We start from the raw sequence: 18,678 nt of genomic DNA on the forward strand, positions 1-18,678 counted from the left end.
CCAGAATACAGATATAAAAATAGCCTATACCAAATTAGCACATTGGTATAAGCAAGTTGAAGAATCCGGGTTTAAAAGCTTCCAAACCGTAGCCAACAGCATCAGCTTGAATTACCGGTCCATCCTAAACTACTTTGTAAACAGAAGTACCAATGCCTCAGCAGAATCCTTTAATGCCAAAATAAAAGCCTTTAGAGCACAACTTAGAGAGGTGAAGAATACTGAGTTTTTCCTATTTAGATTATCCAGAATTTTTGCGTAGTCCACAACAAATGGGAATGATCCGTTTTCACTTTCGTCTCTTATTTCAGAGATGAGCAAAAAATAAAAAAGCTTTCCGTTGAGGGAAAGCTTTATGGGTACTATCATAAGATTTTGGTGGGGAGAGCAGGATTCGAACCTGCGAAGGTAAAAACCAACAGATTTACAGTCTGTCCTCGTTGGCCGCTTGAGTATCTCCCCGAGCTTTTACATATCCGGCGGTTATGCCTTTGTAAATGAACGGTGCAAATATAGCGTTGTTTTACGATTGTACAAGAGAAAAATTACAGAACTTGCGGTATCGCGATACAACTGTTTGATTATGAAAACCGTTTGCCCGAAAAAAATATTAAAAAATAAGATATATGGCCTATTTACTGTGTATTTGTGAGGAAATATACTCCAGGATCAGCGCGGTGTCATCACTACAATCAAACCAGTTTATATCTTCCTGTTTCCGGAACCAGGTCAGTTGACGTTTAGCAAAGCGACGGGTATTTTTTTTGATTTCAACTATGGCAGAATCCAGGGTACATTGCTCTTCCATATAGCGGAACAACTCTTTATATCCTACGGTTTGCAGGGCATTCTTCTCGCGATACGGAAATAGTGACCGGACTTCCTCGAGCAGCCCGTTCCGGATCATGATATCTACGCGGCGGTTTATACGATCGTAGATCATATTGCGGTCGGCAGTGAGGCCTATAGTGATCGGAATAAAATCTCTTTTCCTTGATGTTCCCGATAAAAAGGAAGAATAGGGTTGTCCTGTACCCAGGCAAACTTCCAGGGCGCGGACAACGCGGTGGGGGTTTTCCGCATCCACCTGTTTGTAGTAAACGGGATCGAGTTGTTGTAATTCGGAAGCAAGATCCCGGAGCCCCTCTTGTTCCAGGCGGATATTCAATTTTTTGCGGATAGCCGGATCGATATCCGGAAAATAGTCAAGCCCGTAGAGTACGGCATTGACATACAATCCACTGCCTCCGGCCATAACAACGACATCCGTATTTTTAAAATGCTGTTCGAGCAGAGCTATGGCTTCACGCTCAAAATCTCCGACGGAATACTCGTCGAAAATACTTTTATGCTGAATGAAATCGTGGGGAACGGCAGCCAGTTCTTCCAGAGAAGGAACCGCTGTGCCGATACTCATCTCCTTGTAGAACTGCCTGGAATCAGACGAGATTACCCGGGTACGGAAATACTGTGCAATCCGTATGGCCAACGCGGTTTTCCCGATCGCCGTAGGACCGACAACGGTAATGAGGTATTTGTTTTTTAAAGGTTCCAAACAGGTGGTTTCAGGTTATGTATCAGTTTTATTTTCCGGTAAATCTGCCGGTGGCGTAGGGAGGGGGGTGCCGCAGTGATAGCAGAAGTTGGCTCCCCGCACCGTATTACTGGTGTTACATTGCGGGCAAAGCAATGCCGGAGTCTCGGAACCACCACTATTGACTTTTTCTCTCTGGGATTTGGCATATTCTACAGTGACAATTCCGGTAGGTACAGCGATGATTCCGTAACCGAGGATCATTATAAGAACAGCTATGAACTGTCCCAGTTCCGTTTGCGGGGCAATATCCCCGTAGCCTACGGTAGTGAGTGTTACGATAGTCCAGTAAATACTCCTGGGGACACTGGTAAAGCCGCTGTTATGCCCCTGTTCTATAATAAACATCAGGGACCCTATAACCACCGATATGATAAGTACCGTGTATAGAAATACGACGATCTTTGCACGGCTGGCTTTTAACGCATCCTGAAGCTGTGAAGCTTCTCCTATAAAACGCATTAATTGCAGGATTCTGAACAGCCGGAGCAGGCGAAGCGACCGGATCGTAGCCAGAACATGGGTATTGATAAAGAAAAAGGAAAGGTACATGGGAAGTATGGCTATGAGATCTATGATCCCGTAAAAACTGCGTATATAACTCCAAGGTTTTCTAATGGTAATAATACGCAGGATATACTCTATCGTAAAAAGGATTGTGATCACCCATTCCGATATCATCAGGAGCTTATGATATTTAATGTCGATCTCCGCGACACTTTCGAACATCACCACGAAAATACTGAGGATGATAAGTACGAGGATTATAATATCAAATAACCTTCCGGCAGGCGTGTTTACCCCATATATGATAATATGGGTCTGCTGTTTCCATATTTCGTATTTACTCTTTATCTTCTCCTTCACAGCTTTTTCTCTAAGATAACGGGTTGTTTATTTTGTAAAGATATGAGTTCTGTATATAACTTTTTCAAGGCCCCGTATTCCGTAGCCGTAAATATCGGTCTTGAAAACTTAAGGTTACTGTTGATGTAGATGACATTCCCGTTTCTGGAGGTATGATATGTCAGTTTTGCCGAACCGTCTTCGAGTTTCATAATTTTGTCGCCCGGTAACTCTTTGATCTCATAGTGTTCTCCCAGGTCGATCGCCGTGATATAAATGAATGAAAAGGGATATCCGAAATCTACGGGGTATGTGCGTTCCTCTAAGGTAAACGGATTTTTCGTGATACGCTCTGCAATAAAGGGGTAGAGTACAATCATAGGAGCATCCGTATCGTTTTCCATAACCAAAGAGTAATGCTCCGCAAGCTGATCTTCCGGGCTTTCCAGATGGTCTACGGTATATTTTTCCAGTTCGTACAGCCCTTGTTTGTCAAACTCATCTTGAAGCGATTCTTCATATTCTTCCTGAGATTTACTTCGGAGCTTATTTCTTTTGGAGAGTGCATGATACCCGGAACTCGTGGTTTGTATCGCTATAGTTGCAGGTCTGCTATCCGATAGGGATATCTGTGTGGATATCATTGTTTTATTGCCTTTGAGAGGTGTAATGTCATACCAGTAGCTCCCGTTTTCCATATCCATAACCCTGCCGTAACTATTGAGCGCTTTGAAAGGAAGCATACCGAACAGCACGTTTTTATCCGAAATATCGAGTAAATAACTTTGATCTTCGATATCGAGTTTAACCACGAGGTAATTAAATTCGGAGATCACCGGGTAAAGTTTGGTAGGCAGGCTTTGATCTCTTGTGGACAACAGCATAAAATCGGCCTTGAAACCTTCGGCTTTGAGAAAATTGAGCAGGATGAGATTCAGTTCCGCATGGCTTCCGGATTTTCTGTCGAACGCCTCTTTTACATCCACCCGGGTAAATATGTAGTTGGCGTTGTTCCAGAACAGCTCTTTTTGTAGACTGTAGTATATTTTCTTGGCTTTTTCGAGCCCTGTGGTCATTTCGGAAATTTCGGAGGGTATGAGCCTGGAAAAATAATTTTCCTTCCGGGCCTGTTTTCCGATTTCTTCACCGTATTTTATTTCCTTGTCTACATCTTTCCAGCTCTTGGTGTACTTTTTTTTCATCCCGTCAAAGCCCTCGAATGTTTCCAGTTCGTAATCTATGGCGGAGAGGTAATTGTGCCGGGATATCATATAATCCTCTTCTTTGAAGGCCGGGATATCTTTCATGATATAGTTGCTCACAACACAATCCGCAGTACCCACTCCCTGAAAATAAAAACAATCTTTCTTTAATACCGACTCCTTGTGGTGTAACGGCTGAAATCCGGTAAGTTTAATATTGTATTTGTAATTCGCAGGAATAGACGTGTGGTATTCACTGTACAGTTTGGGAAGATCCGACTGGAACCTCCAGGTGTTGAAATTGAATAAAAAAGGCGATTCGGTCTTGTACCGGTAGTCAATTACAGTGCCCTCTTTTACATCCGGAATAGTAAACTTAACCAGGTCGTAATTCTCATTGACGTGTTCTGTGAAGATATCTTTTTTATGAAGCCATGTCCCCGGGCGGGCATCGTTAAACGAAATAGCCTCTGCTTTTATAAACTTCTCTTTCCTCTTGTTATCCGTAGATTTATGTAGCGGTATCTCTACCGTTGCTTCATGCACTCCTTCCGGTTTCAGTATCTTTATACGGCGGGTTACTTCGGTAGACAGTACGACAAACCCATAACTGTTTTTTTCAATTTTGGAAACGCCTTTTTCGTATAGCACAAGAGCATTGGCTACGGTATCTTTATCGTAATGCAACATGGAGATATCTTCGGGGGATACTTTCCCGAAATCAAAAGCAGGTGAAGCATTTTGCTGTGCGTTCGAAAAAACTAAAAAAGACAGCATTACTAAAACGGTGGTGTAAAGTGATTGATTGGTCATGACCCCATGGCTGTTATTTGGATGAGAACTCTATAATTTTATACCCGTTGTTTTTCCTGAGGTAAGTTTGAATAATATGTCTTGCATCGGCATTATCCTGCATGGGAGTCAATACCTTTTGCAGGATGTGAATGTTATTGATCTGGTAGTTTAAGTCGTAGAATGCAATACCTTTAAAAACAGAATCTTCTATCATTATAACGCTGTGCTCTCCGGTGGCTCTTCCTTTATCGATGATCAGCATGTCGGGGTATGGATAACTGTATTTCCGAAGCGCTTCGTTAACCCTTTCGTTATAGCGGTCCACGGGTTCTTCACCTATGCAGGCGCCCTTACATTGGTGTATGGTGTAATTAAAGCAATGCTTTTTGGCATCGGAGAGTCCGTTGAGCTTATTGCACAGCATAAACGCTTCGGTCAACCGGTATAATGTATTTTTTGCTTCGTGTATGGTTGCAAAGGTGGTGACGGGGCGTTCCCGGGAAGACCTTCCTGACAGCTTTTTCACGAACAATTCCAGGTAGCCGTTTTCATTTTCCCGGCAGAACATCCCGAAAGTAAATAACCGCTGCTTCCGCGCCCTGTTGTACTTAGGCTGGTTTTTCTTTATTTCCTCATTCTCTTTAAGCAGAGCAATAAGTTCGTTTCCGGTCTCTTCGTAGGTAACGGCGACAACTTCCTTTTGGATGAGCCTTGCCTTTTTTGCGGTTCTGGTGAAGTGCTGGTTTACCCGTTTCCGGATGTTACGGCTTTTGCCGATATAGATGATGTTTCCATTGTCTCTATGGATGTAATACACACCGACCTTTTCCGGAAGCTGTTCGACGATATGAAGCAGTTTAGGGGAGAGGGTTCCCGTATTTTCGGACTTGATACTTTCGCGGACAATCTCTTTCGACTGATCTTTGGCCAGGAGTAACTTAAAGAGTTTTACCGTGGCCTGAGCATCGCCGTTGGCCCGGTGGCGGTCACTTACGGGAATTCCCAGAGAACGGACGAGTTTACCGAGACTGTAAGACCCGGCATCGGGAATAAGTTTCTGGGATAGTTCGACCGTACAGATTGTGCGTCTGCGATAATCAAACCCCAGGCGTTGAAACTCCGTCCGAAGGATGCGATAGTCAAATTGTGCATTATGAGCTACAAGGATGCAGTCTTCCGTGATCTCGACGATACGTTTGGCCACTTCGTAAAATTTCGGTGCTGACCTGAGCATGGCGTTGTTAATACCGGTAAGGTTCACAACAAAAGGTTGTATGTCCCGTTCCGGGTTGATCAGGCTGATAAAGCGATCTGTGATTTCATGCCCGTTATACCGGTAAATGGCAATTTCCGTAATACCTTCTTCGTTATACTGTCCTCCTGTGGTTTCTATGTCTAATATGGCGTACATCTATACCTGTTCCGGGTCGGGGCATACCCTGTTTTATCGTCCGATTTATTTTTGTATACTGTAATTTCTTGCTCCAAAGATACTACTTCCTATTCTAACCATCGTACTTCCTGCTGCAATCGCGGTTTTATAATCTCCGCTCATCCCCATGGATAAGGTCTTTATTCCGGCGTTGTCCTGTGCTATCCGGCGGAACAGATCACTTAATGTATCGAACTCTTTGCGGATCTGAGCTTCGTTGTCGGTAAAGGTGGCCATTCCCATAAGTCCGGTTATTTTTACATGCTGCATATTGCGAACTTCTTCGGAGTTCAGCAGTGTCATAACCTCATTTTCATCCAGCCCGAATTTTGTTTCCTCCTCGGCGATGTGTACCTGTAGCAGGCAGGAAATAACCCTGTGGTGTTTTGAGGCCTGTTTGTCGATTTCCCTGAGGAGTTTAAGACTGTCCACACCATGGATCAGGGATACGTATCCGGCCATGTACTTTACCTTGTTCCGCTGTACGTGCCCTATCATGTGCCATTCGATATCATCGGGCATCTGCTCGTACTTCTCGGTCATTTCCTGAATCTTATTCTCTCCGAAAATCCGTTGTCCTGCATGATAAGCTTCCATAAGATCACTTACCGGTTTGGTTTTGGAGACGGCTACCAGGGTAACGTGTTCCGGGAGTTCTTTTTTCAGTTGTGTCAGGTTGTCTGCTATGCTCATTGTGCAAAGTTCGGTTTTAATGTGGTATTTAAAATTCGTAGATAGTCAAGCCACTGCGAAGTTTAGGTTCTATAAAAGTACTTTTTGGCGGCATTTGTAAGCCTTCGTCCGCTATTTTCCTGATTTCCTCCATGGTTGCGGGAAGCATTCCGAATCCGACGGTGTATTTGCCCTTGTCGATAAGCGATTTCATCTCCACCACATTGTCCCGGCCATATCCGTACGCTATACGATCGTCGTTGCGCAGATCCTTGATGCCCAGTATGGGGTAAAGAATGGTGTCGTATAGCAGTTGCGTGTCCAGTGTACGCAACGGGTCAGTAAAGTTGTAGCGGGTTTTTCTGAGGTAAAGCGAATAGAATTCACCATCCAGGTACATCGTAAAATGATGTTTTTTAGAAGGCCTGTACAATTCCGTTCCGCGGTTTTCGATACGATACGACTCATCGAGCCGAATGAGAAAATCTTCCTTGCTTAACCCGTTGAGCCCTTTTATCATCCTGTTGAACTCATATATTCTGAGGTTGGATTCCGGTATAAAATAACTCATAAAAAAGTTATATGCCTCATCTCCCGTATGGTCCGGATTGTCTTTTTTCAGGTTTTCGGCAAGAAGACAGGAAGAGGAAGAGCGATGATGTCCGTCGGCGATATAAATATCACCTATATTTTCAAATTCGTTACGGATAGCAGTAATGGTTTCCGGATCGGATATCTTCCACAGGTAATGTGTAATACGATCCGTAGTGGTAAATTCGTATTCGGGAATAGTAGCAGTGATACGCTCTATAATGTTGTCTATCAATTCTCTGTCCGGATACGTAAGCAGTACGGGCTCGGTGTTAAACCCTACTGTTTTGAGGTACTCCATGAACAGCTCTTCGCGGGCCTGAATGGTCGCTTCGTGTTTCTTTATACGGTTATTTTTGTAATCTTCGACACTGGCTCCTCCCAGGATGCCGCAGAAGGTATGTTTTCTCGTCTTTTGTTTATAAATATAGAGCGAAGGTATCTCGTCCTGTATGAAAATATGATCTTCCCGAAATTCGAGATACCTGTTGCGCACAAGTTTGAAACGGTTTTCTCCGGAAACTTCCCGGTGATATTTATAACCGGGATTAATGATGTGCATAAAACAATAAGGATTGAACTGCAACCGGGCCTCGCGCTCTTTTCTGGAATAGCTTTCATAAGACCTGGAAGCGACCAGTCCTACCTTGTCTTTTGTCGGGCGAACTGCCCGGAAAGGTTGAATTATCGCCATAGATAATAACAAATAAAATTTGCGAAGCAATACAGGTATTTAAGTTTACGTACAGTGCTCCGACATTGGGTTCGGGCTTAGCCTTACTATATTTCGGGTCCTTTCAGGAAAACATTTCGGCTACTTTCTCGGCTTTTTTACCGGTTGTGTAGTCGTAAAAACCTTCTCCCGATTTTATACCCAGTTTACCTGCGGTAACCATATTGACCAGTAAAGGGCACGGGGCATATTTGGGGTTTTTAAAACCGTCGTACATCACATGGAGTATCGAAAGGCATACGTCGAGCCCGATGAAATCTGCAAGTTGCAGCGGTCCCATCGGATGTGCCATTCCCAGTTTCATTACCGTGTCAATAGCTTTTACCCCGGCAACGCCATTGTACAGGGTCTCAATAGATTCGTTGATCATGGGCATGAGTATCCTGTTGGCCACAAAACCCGGGTAGTCATTGACTTCCACAGGGATCTTATCGAGTTTTTCGGCCAGGGCAACGACCGTTTTCGTCGTTTCGTCAGAGGTGCTGTAACCCCGGATGATCTCCACCAGTTTCATGATAGGAACGGGGTTCATAAAATGCATGCCTATAACCTGACCGGGACGGCGGGTCGCCGAAGCTATTTTGGTAATAGATATAGACGAAGTATTGGTGGCCAGAATGGTTTGCGGAGCACACAGCTTATCGAGCTTTTTGAAAATATCGAGTTTCAGTTCCAGGTTTTCGGTAGCTGCTTCCACAACAAGTCCCGCACCCCCGGTACCTTTTTGCAGGTCCGTATGAGTGCTGATGTTGTCCAGGGTCTGTTGTTTCCGGTCTTCTGTCAGGGTGCCCTTTTCGACCATCCGGTCAAGGTTCCGGGCTATAGTTGCCAGGCCGGATTGTAATGCTTTTTCGGAGATGTCAATGAGCATGACATGAAAACCGTATTGTGCAAATGTATGGGCAATACCATTTCCCATAGTCCCTGCACCGATAACTGCGATGTTTTTCATATTCCGTTTTTATGTGTTTGTTTGTGTGTGTAAGCGTACTCTTGGGGTGATACCGTTACCGTATCAGAAGCTTGCAATGATCTGCATGGCTACTTTAAGGGCTTCCTTACCCTGGGTAAGGGTGACGATCGGTGTAGTATGTTCGGTAATGGCCGATGCAAATGTTTCCAGTTCGTCCAGAATGGCATTGTTGGCCAGTATTTTCGGATTCTCGAAATAAATCTGTTTTTTGAGTCCTTCCGCATTCTGAAGGATCAGGGCAAATTCATCGAATTTTTTAGGCGCATCTTTCATCTTCACTACTTCTACCTGTTTCTCCAGGAAGTCTACGGAGATGTAAGCATCCTTCTGAAAGAACCTTGATTTCCGCATATTTTTCAGAGATATTCTGCTCGCGGTCAGGTTGGCCACACAGCCGTTTTCAAACTCAATACGGGCATTGGCGATGTCCGGCGAATTGCTGATAACCGAAACACCACTGGCATTGATGTGTTTTACGGGAGATTGTACCAGGCTGAGGATAATATCGATATCATGGATCATCAGGTCGAGTACCACCGGTACGTCCGTACCCCGGGGATTGAATTCTGCCAGTCTGTGGGTCTCTATAAACATGGGATTGCTGATCTTATCCTTAACCGCTGTAAAAGCGGGGTTAAAGCGCTCGACATGTCCCACCTGGCCTTTTACACCATACTGTTCGGCCAGAGCAATGATCTCTTCGGCCTCTTCTACGGTGTTGGCTATGGGTTTTTCTATAAATATATGTTTTCCTTTCTCCAGGGCTTTTTTAGCACACTCGAAATGAGAGAGGGTGGGTGTTACGATATCGACGACATCAACCGCATCGATCAGTTCATCTACCGAGGCAAACGATTTGTATCCGAATTCTTTGGATACTTTCTGCGCGTTTTTCTGATTGGGGTCGTAGAAACCGGCCAATTCGTATTTGTCGGACTGGTTGAGTAAACGAAGGTGAATTTTTCCCAGGTGCCCCGCACCCAGAACTCCGGCTTTAAGCATAAAATAGATGTTTTGAACAAAAATAAGGTTATTCGGGGAATAAGACCAATAATATCTCCGGATTATAGATAAAATTGTATGCGAAGTCACAGAATTACAAAAATTGGTAAAAAGGTGTAACTGAAGGAGACACTGCAAAGCGGTGGCAGGAGAGGGGCCCTGATTCCCGGTTTTTCGCCCGTTATAAAAACGCTTTGATTTGTTCAATTTATTTTTCGTTGTAACTTTACCTGCGCTAACACATCACAACCTTGAAAGATACCTTAAGACATAAAGGAAAGAGAAACAGGCTCGCCGAAACCGTGGCGGAAAAAGGAATTACCGATCCTAAAGTCCTGGATGCTATCCGAAGTGTACCGAGACACCTTTTTATGGATAGTAGTTTCGAAGATCATGCTTACCAGGACAAGGCCTTTCCTATAGCGGCCGGACAAACCATTTCGCAGCCTTTTACCGTTGCTTTTCAAACCCAGTTACTCGAGGTCTCGCCGGGGGATAACATCCTCGAAATAGGAACGGGTAGTGGCTATCAGACTGCTGTTTTGCTCGAGATGAAAGCCCGGGTCTATTCTATAGAACGTCAGCTGGAACTTTTTAAGCGTACCAGCCTGTTTTTACCCAAACTGGGGTATCGCCCCAAGAAACTCATCTTCGGCGACGGGTATAAAGGATTGCCCGAAGAAGCTCCTTTTGACGGTATCATCGTTACCGCAGGCGCTCCGGAAGTTCCCAGGCCCCTGCTCGCCCAACTGAAAGTAGGAGGCAGACTGGTGATCCCCGTAGGTGGGGCTACCCAGACGATGACCATGTTTACCAGGAAATCGGCCATGGAATTTGAGAAGAAAGAATTCGGAGAGTTTCGTTTTGTTCCGCTGCTGGAGGATAAAAATTAAAACAGTTTCCAGAATAGGGGCCTTTTTATTTTGCCATGTCATTTTCCTGAATGTATAATGGAATCCAATTCTTTCTTCATTTTTTGGAGAAGTCCGGGGTTTTGTAATGCAATATTTTTCTTTTCGGAAGGATCATTCCGAAGATCGTAGAGCTGCTCTTCCCCGGAGAACCCGGTTTCGATATCCGGTCCCCAGGTGATCCTGGCATTTCCCGGATTCGGAGGAATAAATTTGTAATCTCCTTTGACATAAGAGAGAACGCTACCGATAGCCTCCTGTACCAGGCCATCCCGGCCTTGCCGGTCTTTCCCGGTAAGGGCTTCCCATTGATCCTGAGTGTCGGGAGCCTGTCCGGTAGTGATGGATTGTCCGGTACCGGCTGCAAACGAACCGAGGATATCTACCTGGCTGAACAGGGCGGCCGATTCGGCTCCCGGAGGTATATGCCCTGTCCATTTTACGAGCATTGGTACCCGTGTACCCGCTTCCAGGGCACTGTATTTTCCTCCTCTTAGAATTCCCGAAGGACGATGATTTCCCAGTAACTCCCTGGCCCGGTCCCGGTAGCCGTCATCCAGAACAGGACCGTTGTCACTACTGAATATAATTAGGGTATTATCTTCCAGATCCAGCTCTTCCAATAGTCTGGTAATTTCTCCTACTGCCCAGTCTAGCTGTGCAATAACATCTCCCCTGGGACCCCGGTCTGTTTTTCCCTGAAATCTTTCATGGGCTATTCTGGGTACATGAATATCGTGCGTGGCCAGGTACAGAAAAAACGGTTTTTCTTTGTTTTTCCGAATGAATGCTGTAGATTTTTCCACCAGCTTGTCCGCAATATCCTCATCCCGCCACAATGCCGCTTTTCCTCCGGTCATATACCCGATACGGCTTATACCGTTAACGATGGTCATATCATGGCCATGAGACCATTTGGTGGTAAGGAGCTCCGGGTTTTCTTTCCCCGTAGGCCAATCGCCTGTTTTTTCTTTGTAGCTTACGCGGATGGGGTCGTCCGCTTTCAGGTTTACCACGTGGTGATTTTCAACAAAAACACATGGAACCCTGTCGCCGGTAGCAGGAATGATGAAGGAGTAATCAAATCCGATCTCCAGGGGCCCCGGGCTGATCTTTCCATTCCAGTCCGGGCCGTTTTCATCGCCAAGGCCCAGGTGCCATTTGCCCACAACGGCTGTTTTATAACCGCTTTTCCGCAAGATACCCGGAAGGGTTTCCGTGCCCGGTTTTATAAGACTTGAGGCGTCTCCGGGGGCAACTCCTCTCCCTCTGGTACGCCATGCATATTCTCCCGTAAGCAGAGAATAGCGGGATGGGGTACAGGTTGCCGCTGTAGTATAGGCATTGGTGAATTTCAGGCCTTCGTCGGCGAGTTTATCTATATGTGGCGTGGCTATACTGCCACCATAGCAACTTATATCTCCGTAGCCGAGATCATCCGAATAAATAAGAACAATATTGGGATGGCGGGATTGGTCCGTATTTGTTCCTGTTTTTTCTTCCTGGCCGGACTTTTTACAGGATAACAGTAGAAGGATAAAGACAGTGCAAACCTGAATTCTGGTTGGATGTTTCATAAATGGTATTCGGATTAATCCGTATAAATGTATATGTTTTCGAGCACATATCATAGCGTAGTGAGAGCTTTTTGTAATGCACACCGGGTTCGAAAGTGTAGGATCGATAAAAAAGGATTGAATAAATGATAATATTATATATTTTAATCGGTTTTAGAATAAAAGTGACAAAAATTTCATGTAGCTGTTTCATGTTATAAAAAAAGGCATTAATATTGTGTTATAAATGAAAACAAACCTGATTCATATCATTGCGGTCATCGTCATTGTGGTTATTTCACCTTGACCGGGAATGGTATGTTAGAAAATATAATTTTTAAACACAGCCTTCCCGAAAACGGAAGGCTTTTTTAGTACCTGGATTTTTTACGGATGAAAAGATTGTCACACATAGTCATTATTCTTGTCGTCATTATGAACTCGTTTTCGGGTTGATACGATAAGGATATGCTGTAAAACAGGGCCTGTATCAATCCGAAGAATGATACGGGCCTTTTCTTTTTCAGTTTTTATTTACTGTTGGATATGATAGTATGAAGTGGTATAAGATGTTGTTTTTCAGAATGGTAAATACATGCGCGTACAATTGAGTCTAAAAAACAGAATTAATGTTAAAATACTGGAGATTTTATATAAAATAATTTAGCTGATCATAAAGTATAATAGAGAAAATAAATTTTTATTAAATAATGTTAAACACGTATAGTAAACAAGTTACTCAAGATCCTACACTACCTGCCGCACAGGCAATGTTGCATGCCATAGGCCTTAGTGATGACGATTTGAAAAAGCCACTCATAGGTATAGCGAGCACAGGATATGAAGGAAATCCCTGTAACATGCATCTTAACGGTTTATCCGAGTATGTGAAAAAAGGTACGGAAGAAGCCGGCCTGGTCGGATTGATTTTTAATACCATAGGGGTGAGCGATGGTATCTCTAACGGGACGCAGGGCATGCGATATTCTCTTCCTTCACGAGATATTATAGCAGACTCTATAGAAACAGTCGTCCAGGGGATGAGTTATGATGGTGTCGTCACCGTGGTGGGATGCGATAAGAACATGCCGGGAGCGCTTATGGCGCTGCTGCGCCTCAACCGTCCTGCAGTCCTGGTTTACGGAGGAACTATTGCTCCGGGCTGTCACAAGGGACAAAAACTCGACATTATTTCGGCTTTTGAAGCCTGGGGAAGTAAAGTTGCCGGAAAAATTTCGGAAGATGATTATAAAGAAGTTATCCATAAGGCGTGTCCGGGTGCGGGTGCGTGCGGGGGCATGTACACAGCTAATACCATGGCCTCTGCCATAGAAACGCTGGGGATGTCGATACCTTTTAACTCTTCCATACCGGCGGTGAATGACGGAAAGAAAGAAGATTGTATTGCCGCCGGAAAGGCCCTGCGCCTCCTGTTGGAAAAAGATATAAAACCAAGGGATATCGTAACGAGAAAGTCTCTCGAAAATGCTTTTCGCGTGGTTACGGTACTCGGAGGTTCCACGAATGCCGTGCTCCATTTTATGGCCATAGCCAAAGCAGCTGAAGTAGATTTTACGCTGGATGATTTTAAGCGTATCAGCGATAACACACCGCTGCTGGCCGACCTGAAACCGAGTGGCAAATATGTGATGGAAGACCTGCACCGTATCGGTGGTGTTCCCGCGGTATTAAAATATATGCTCAAACAGGGCATGTTGCACGGAGACTGTATTACGGTAACCGGGAAAACACTGGCAGAGAACCTTGCCGAAGTTCCGGATCTGGAAGAAGGACAGGAGATTATCCGTGCCGTAGACAACCCTATAAAAAGTACCGGGCATATCCGTATCCTGTACGGAAATCTGGCCGAAAAAGGAGCGGTAGCCAAGATTACCGGCAAAGAAGGTCTGAGGTTTACCGGGAAAGCAAAGGTGTTTAACGGAGAATCCGATGCCAATACCGGTATTAAAGAAGGTAAAGTGTCGAAAGGAGATGTGGTTATCATACGTTACGAAGGCCCGAAAGGTGGTCCCGGAATGCCGGAAATGCTGAAGCCAACCTCTGCAATTATGGGGGCAGGACTCGGAAAAGACGTAGCCCTGATCACAGATGGTAGATTTTCCGGCGGATCACACGGTTTTGTCGTCGGACACGTCTCTCCGGAAGCACAGGATGGCGGGGCCATAGCACTTGTGGAGGACGGTGATATTATTACCATAGACGCGGAAAACAATACTATTGATGTGGAAATTTCCGATCAGGAATTGAAAGATCGAAAGTCCAGGTGGGTTCAACCCCCTTTAAAAGAGAAAAAAGGAATATTGTACAAATACGCCAAAACAGTTTCATCCGCATCAGAAGGATGCGTTACCGACGAATTTTAGGGATACACAATAACATGGTATGCGCTTCCGTGAAAATACCCTGTGATGTGTATAAACAATACATAGTTTGGTGTAGCAATAAAGAAGAGTATGGAAACATTGAAAGAAAAATTAGTAGAAACAGAAACCAGTACAACCATCAGGATCAGCGGAGCAGAAGCTGTGATCCACTGCCTGCTGGCCGAAGGGGTAGACCTTATGTACGGATATCCCGGTGGGGCTATCATGCCGGTATACGATGCCTTGTATAAGTTTCAGGATAAATTGCACCACGTGCTCACCCGTCACGAACAGGGAGCGACCCATGCTGCCCAGGGCTATGCCCGGGTCAGTGGAAAAGTAGGTGTGGCCATGGCTACTTCCGGACCAGGAGCAACCAATCTGGTTACGGGGATTGCCGATGCGCAGATAGATTCTACCCCCATGGTGTGTATAACCGGCCAGGTAGCCAGGCATTTGCTGGGTACGGACGCTTTTCAGGAAACCGATATTATCGGTATTTCCACACCGGTAACCAAATGGAGTTATCAGGTCACCAAAGCAGCGGATATTCCCGTAGCACTGGCCAAGGCATTTTATATAGCCCGTTCCGGTCGTCCGGGACCCGTATTGATCGATATCACCAAAAATGCCCAGGTAGAAGAGTTTGATTTCTCTTATAAAAAATGTACGGCAATACGTAGCTATAAACCCAAACCCGAAATCAACCCGACGAAAATCGGGGAAGCGGCTGCAATTATCAATAGTGCTAAAAAGCCCTTTATCGTTTTCGGACAGGGTATTATTCTGGGAAAAGCCGAAGCGGAATTAAAAGCCTTTATCGAAAAGGCTGGTATTCCTGCAGCGAGTACGGTACTCGGATTGTCTGCTCTGGAAACCGATCATCCCCTTTATACCGGGATGGTAGGTATGCATGGAAATTATGCGCCGAACCTGATGACTAATGAATGTGATGTGCTTATAGCACTCGGAATGCGTTTTGACGACCGGGTAACAGGCGACCTGAGCAGGTATGCCAAACAGGCCAAAGTAATACATTTTGAAATAGACCCTGCCGAAGTCGACAAGAATGTCAAAACAGAGATCGCCGTTCTCGGAGATGTAAAGGAAACCTTGTCCGGAATACTGCCGCTGATCGATGAAAAGAAACACGAAACATGGCACCAGGAGTTTAAGGACAAACGGGCTATAGAGTTTGATAAAGTTATAAAAAATGACCTTTTCCCCGAGAAGCAAAAATTGACGATGGGAGAGGTTATCGAAAAGATCAATAAGCGTACCGGTGGTGATGCCATCGTGGTTTCGGATGTAGGTCAGCACCAGATGATCGCGTGCCGTTATGCCAAATTCAACCAGACCAAAAGTAATGTTACTTCCGGCGGACTGGGAACCATGGGGTTTGCGCTTCCTGCTGCGATCGGGGCCAAAATGGGAGCACCGGAACGGGAAGTTGTGGCTATTATCGGTGACGGCGGATACCAGATGACCATTCAGGAGCTGGGAACAATTTTCCAGACCCGTGTTCCGGTGAAGATCGTTGTGCTCAACAATGACTTTCTGGGGATGGTAAGGCAGTGGCAACAATTGTTTTTTGACCGGCGCTATGCTTCGACAGAACTTATCAATCCCGATTTCGTTACCATTGCCAAAGGCTACCATATTCCGGCACGCCGGGTCACCGAAAGGGCAGATCTGGACGAAGCCATCGATGAACTGATAGCCTCGGAAGAAGCTTACTTCCTTGAAGTTTGTGTGGAAAAAGAAGACAATGTATTCCCTATGATCCCTACCGGCGCTTCAGTAACCGATTGCAGGCTGGAGTAGTTACGGAGTGGAGTGATCAATGAAATAATATTAAAAAAGAAATGAATAATACATATACCATTTCCGTATACTCGGAAAATAACATAGGGTTGCTTAACCGTATTTCGGCCATATTTCTCAAACGGCATATCAATATAGAAAGCCTTACCGTTTCGGAATCGGAAATCGAAAATGTGAGCCGGTTTGTTATTGTGGCCGCTATGGACGAAGACCAGGTACGTAAGATCGTAGGGCAGCTCGAAAAACAGATCGAAGTGATCAAAGCCTACTATCACACCGACGAAGAAACGATCTACCAGGAGACCGCTTTGTTCAAGATAAAGTCGAGTTTATTGTTTGACGAAAGGCAGATACAGAACATCATCAAACAAAGTAATGCGAATATCGTAACCGTAGCCCGTGAATTCTTCGTGATCGAAAAGACCGGAAGAAGGCACGAAACCGATGCGTTGTACGACGAACTCGTACCGTTTGGTATCATGCAGTTCGTACGTTCGGGGAGAATTGCAGTTTCGAAAACGGAAATGAATATATCGGCGTTGCTTCGCGAATTTCAGAATGCATAAATTATCATAGTAAAATACGGACGCACTGTGGTGCGTCTGTTTGTTGAAAACAGAATAAATCTAAAATTAAAAATAAGCAATAAAAATGGCAAATTACTTTAACACGCTTCCGTTGAGGCTTCAATTACAGCAATTAGGAGTATGTGAATTTATGGACAGATCCGAATTCAGTGAAGGTGTAAAAAAACTTCTTGGTAAAAAAATTGTAATTGTAGGATGCGGTGCCCAGGGGCTTAACCAGGGACTGAACATGAGAGATTCCGGACTGGATATTTCTTACGCATTGCGTGAAGCTGCCATCAAAGAACAAAGACAATCTTATAAAAACGCTACAGAAAACGGGTTTACCGTAGGTACCTATGAAGAACTTATCCCGACTGCCGATGTGGTATGTAATCTCACTCCGGATAAGCAGCATACTGCCGTAATCAAGGCTGTTATGCCCCTGATGAAGGAAGGCTCTACGCTGTCGTACTCACACGGATTTAACATCGTGGAAGAAGGTATGCAGATCAGAAAGGACATTACCGTGATCATGGTAGCGCCCAAATGCCCGGGATCTGAGGTAAGAGAAGAATACAAAAGAGGATTCGGGGTACCGACATTGATCGCTGTCCACCCGGAAAACGACCCTGAAGGAAAAGGACTGGAGCAGGCCAAGGCCTATGCTGCGGCAACCGGTGGAGACCGTGCAGGTGTGCTTCGTTCTTCTTTCGTTGCGGAAGTAAAGTCCGATCTTATGGGAGAACAAACTATTCTTTGCGGATTGTTGCAAACCGGATCCATACTGAGCTTTGACAAAATGGTAGAAAAGGGTGTAGAGCCCGGGTATGCCGCCAAGCTCGTACAATACGGATGGGAGACTATTACGGAGGCCCTGAAGCACGGTGGAATCACCAATATGATGGACAGGTTATCCAACCCTGCCAAGATAGAAGCATTCCGTTTGTCCGAAGAACTGAAGCAGATTATGCGACCGTTGTTCCAGAAGCACATGGATGATATCATGAGCGGGCACTTCTCCAAGACTATGATGGAAGACTGGGCCAATGATGATGTCAACCTGCTTACCTGGAGAAAGGCGACCGGGGAAACCGCATTCGAAAAAACCGAAGTGACTTCCGCACCTATCAGTGAGCAGGAGTATTTTGACAACGGGGTACTTATGGTTGCTTTTGTAAAATCGGGAGTGGAACTCGCTTTCGAAACCATGACGGAAGCAGGAATCATAGCCGAGTCGGCTTATTATGAGTCGCTGCATGAGACACCTCTGATCGCAAATACGATAGCCCGTAAAAAACTATTCGAAATGAACCGTGTGATCTCCGATACTGCGGAGTACGGATGTTACCTTTTCGATCATGCGTGTAAACCGCTGTTATCCGATTTTATGAAGAAGATCGAAACCAATGTTATCGGTAAATCTTTTGCCGGGGGTAATGCGGTAGATAACCAGGAACTCATTAAGGTCAATTCGGAGATCAGGAATCACCCTGTAGAGAAAGTAGGGGCTTACCTGCGTTCTTCGATGACCGAGATGAAAAAAATCGTTTAAGCAGGCCGGGAACAGCCTGTCGGACAACCGTTTTAACATACC

At 45.0% G+C, this 18,678-nt stretch carries 15 protein-coding genes and 1 tRNA gene; 6 read left to right on the forward strand and 10 right to left on the reverse strand.

The features are described 5' to 3' along the window. Window positions 1-262, forward strand: a 262-nt coding sequence (locus BT112_RS08420; RefSeq protein ID WP_139276075.1) for a transposase, incomplete at its 5' end; no start/stop codon positions are given. A 114-nt stretch (window positions 263-376) separates the two neighbouring features. Here the strand turns inward: BT112_RS08420 and BT112_RS08425 are convergent. The 9 genes from BT112_RS08425 to BT112_RS08465 form a co-directional block, all read right to left on the reverse strand. Then, window positions 377-462: transfer RNA gene (locus BT112_RS08425), tRNA-Tyr, on the reverse strand. Between the two features lie 169 nt (window positions 463-631). Next, window positions 632-1,555: a tRNA (adenosine(37)-N6)-dimethylallyltransferase MiaA gene (gene miaA, locus BT112_RS08430; protein ID WP_072316934.1), complete on the reverse strand. Its 924-nt coding sequence runs from the start codon at window positions 1,553-1,555 to the stop codon at window positions 632-634. A 15-nt stretch (window positions 1,556-1,570) separates the two neighbouring features. Continuing rightward, window positions 1,571-2,461: an ion transporter gene (locus tag BT112_RS08435; protein ID WP_072316935.1), complete on the reverse strand. Its 891-nt coding sequence runs from the start codon at window positions 2,459-2,461 to the stop codon at window positions 1,571-1,573. Continuing rightward, entirely contained in the window at window positions 2,458-4,455 is a 1,998-nt protein-coding gene (locus BT112_RS08440; protein ID WP_072316936.1) for a DUF3857 domain-containing protein, read from the reverse strand. Before BT112_RS08440 ends, BT112_RS08435 begins: the two co-directional genes overlap by 4 nt. Before the next feature lie 13 nt (window positions 4,456-4,468). Continuing rightward, window positions 4,469-5,848, reverse strand: coding sequence for an exonuclease domain-containing protein (locus BT112_RS08445; RefSeq protein ID WP_072316937.1), 1,380 nt, complete (start codon window positions 5,846-5,848; stop codon window positions 4,469-4,471). 45 nt (window positions 5,849-5,893) lie between these two features. Beyond that, on the reverse strand, window positions 5,894-6,562 hold the full coding sequence (locus BT112_RS08450; protein ID WP_072316938.1) for a YggS family pyridoxal phosphate-dependent enzyme: 669 nt from the start codon (window positions 6,560-6,562) through the stop codon (window positions 5,894-5,896). Window positions 6,563-6,590: 28 nt separating this feature from the next. Then, window positions 6,591-7,826, reverse strand: a complete 1,236-nt coding sequence (locus BT112_RS08455) for a DUF1015 domain-containing protein (protein ID WP_072316939.1) — start codon at window positions 7,824-7,826, stop codon at window positions 6,591-6,593. Between the two features lie 103 nt (window positions 7,827-7,929). After that, window positions 7,930-8,817 (reverse strand): 3-hydroxyacyl-CoA dehydrogenase family protein, encoded by an 888-nt coding sequence (locus BT112_RS08460; RefSeq protein WP_072316940.1) that lies wholly within the window; start codon window positions 8,815-8,817, stop codon window positions 7,930-7,932. A 63-nt stretch (window positions 8,818-8,880) separates the two neighbouring features. Then, on the reverse strand, window positions 8,881-9,840 hold the full coding sequence (locus BT112_RS08465) for a Gfo/Idh/MocA family oxidoreductase (protein ID WP_072317089.1): 960 nt from the start codon (window positions 9,838-9,840) through the stop codon (window positions 8,881-8,883). Window positions 9,841-10,091: 251 nt separating this feature from the next. Between BT112_RS08465 and BT112_RS08470 the strand changes: the two genes are divergently transcribed. Beyond that, window positions 10,092-10,733 (forward strand): protein-L-isoaspartate(D-aspartate) O-methyltransferase, encoded by a 642-nt coding sequence (locus BT112_RS08470; RefSeq protein WP_072316941.1) that lies wholly within the window; start codon window positions 10,092-10,094, stop codon window positions 10,731-10,733. Between the two features lie 38 nt (window positions 10,734-10,771). Here the strand turns inward: BT112_RS08470 and BT112_RS08475 are convergent, their stop codons facing one another. Beyond that, window positions 10,772-12,328: a sulfatase family protein gene (locus tag BT112_RS08475; RefSeq protein ID WP_072316942.1), complete on the reverse strand. Its 1,557-nt coding sequence runs from the start codon at window positions 12,326-12,328 to the stop codon at window positions 10,772-10,774. 686 nt (window positions 12,329-13,014) lie between these two features. Here BT112_RS08475 and ilvD point away from each other — a divergent pair. The 4 genes from ilvD to ilvC all read left to right on the forward strand — a co-directional run bounded on the left by ilvD (window position 13,015) and on the right by ilvC (window position 18,636). After that, window positions 13,015-14,691 (forward strand): dihydroxy-acid dehydratase, encoded by a 1,677-nt coding sequence (gene ilvD / locus BT112_RS08480; protein WP_072316943.1) that lies wholly within the window; start codon window positions 13,015-13,017, stop codon window positions 14,689-14,691. A 90-nt stretch (window positions 14,692-14,781) separates the two neighbouring features. Further along, a complete protein-coding gene (ilvB, locus tag BT112_RS08485) occupies window positions 14,782-16,515 on the forward strand; it encodes a biosynthetic-type acetolactate synthase large subunit (RefSeq protein WP_072316944.1) in 1,734 nt (577 codons plus the stop codon). A 41-nt stretch (window positions 16,516-16,556) separates the two neighbouring features. Beyond that, window positions 16,557-17,081, forward strand: coding sequence for an acetolactate synthase small subunit (ilvN, locus tag BT112_RS08490; RefSeq protein WP_072316945.1), 525 nt, complete (start codon window positions 16,557-16,559; stop codon window positions 17,079-17,081). A gap of 85 nt (window positions 17,082-17,166) precedes the next feature. Next, complete coding sequence (gene ilvC, locus BT112_RS08495) at window positions 17,167-18,636, forward strand: ketol-acid reductoisomerase (RefSeq protein WP_072316946.1); 1,470 nt, start codon at window positions 17,167-17,169, stop codon at window positions 18,634-18,636. The last annotated feature ends 42 nt before the right edge of the window (window positions 18,637-18,678 follow it).

It is taken from the genome of Sinomicrobium oceani, assembly GCF_900119185.1.
GTDB lineage: Bacteria > Bacteroidota > Bacteroidia > Flavobacteriales > Flavobacteriaceae > Sinomicrobium > Sinomicrobium oceani.

Coding starts and splice junctions, on each gene's coding strand:
- BT112_RS08440 (WP_072316936.1), bottom strand. CDS start 4,455: ATGACCAATCAATCACTTTACACCACCGTTTTAGTAATGCTGTCTTTT.
- BT112_RS08445 (WP_072316937.1), bottom strand. CDS start 5,848: ATGTACGCCATATTAGACATAGAAACCACAGGAGGACAGTATAACGAA.
- BT112_RS08450 (WP_072316938.1), bottom strand. CDS start 6,562: ATGAGCATAGCAGACAACCTGACACAACTGAAAAAAGAACTCCCGGAA.
- BT112_RS08455 (WP_072316939.1), bottom strand. CDS start 7,826: ATGGCGATAATTCAACCTTTCCGGGCAGTTCGCCCGACAAAAGACAAG.
- BT112_RS08460 (WP_072316940.1), bottom strand. CDS start 8,817: ATGAAAAACATCGCAGTTATCGGTGCAGGGACTATGGGAAATGGTATT.
- BT112_RS08465 (WP_072317089.1), bottom strand. CDS start 9,840: ATGCTTAAAGCCGGAGTTCTGGGTGCGGGGCACCTGGGAAAAATTCAC.
- BT112_RS08475 (WP_072316942.1), bottom strand. CDS start 12,328: ATGAAACATCCAACCAGAATTCAGGTTTGCACTGTCTTTATCCTTCTA.
- ilvB (WP_072316944.1), top strand. CDS start 14,782: ATGGAAACATTGAAAGAAAAATTAGTAGAAACAGAAACCAGTACAACC.
- ilvN (WP_072316945.1), top strand. CDS start 16,557: ATGAATAATACATATACCATTTCCGTATACTCGGAAAATAACATAGGG.
- ilvC (WP_072316946.1), top strand. CDS start 17,167: ATGGCAAATTACTTTAACACGCTTCCGTTGAGGCTTCAATTACAGCAA.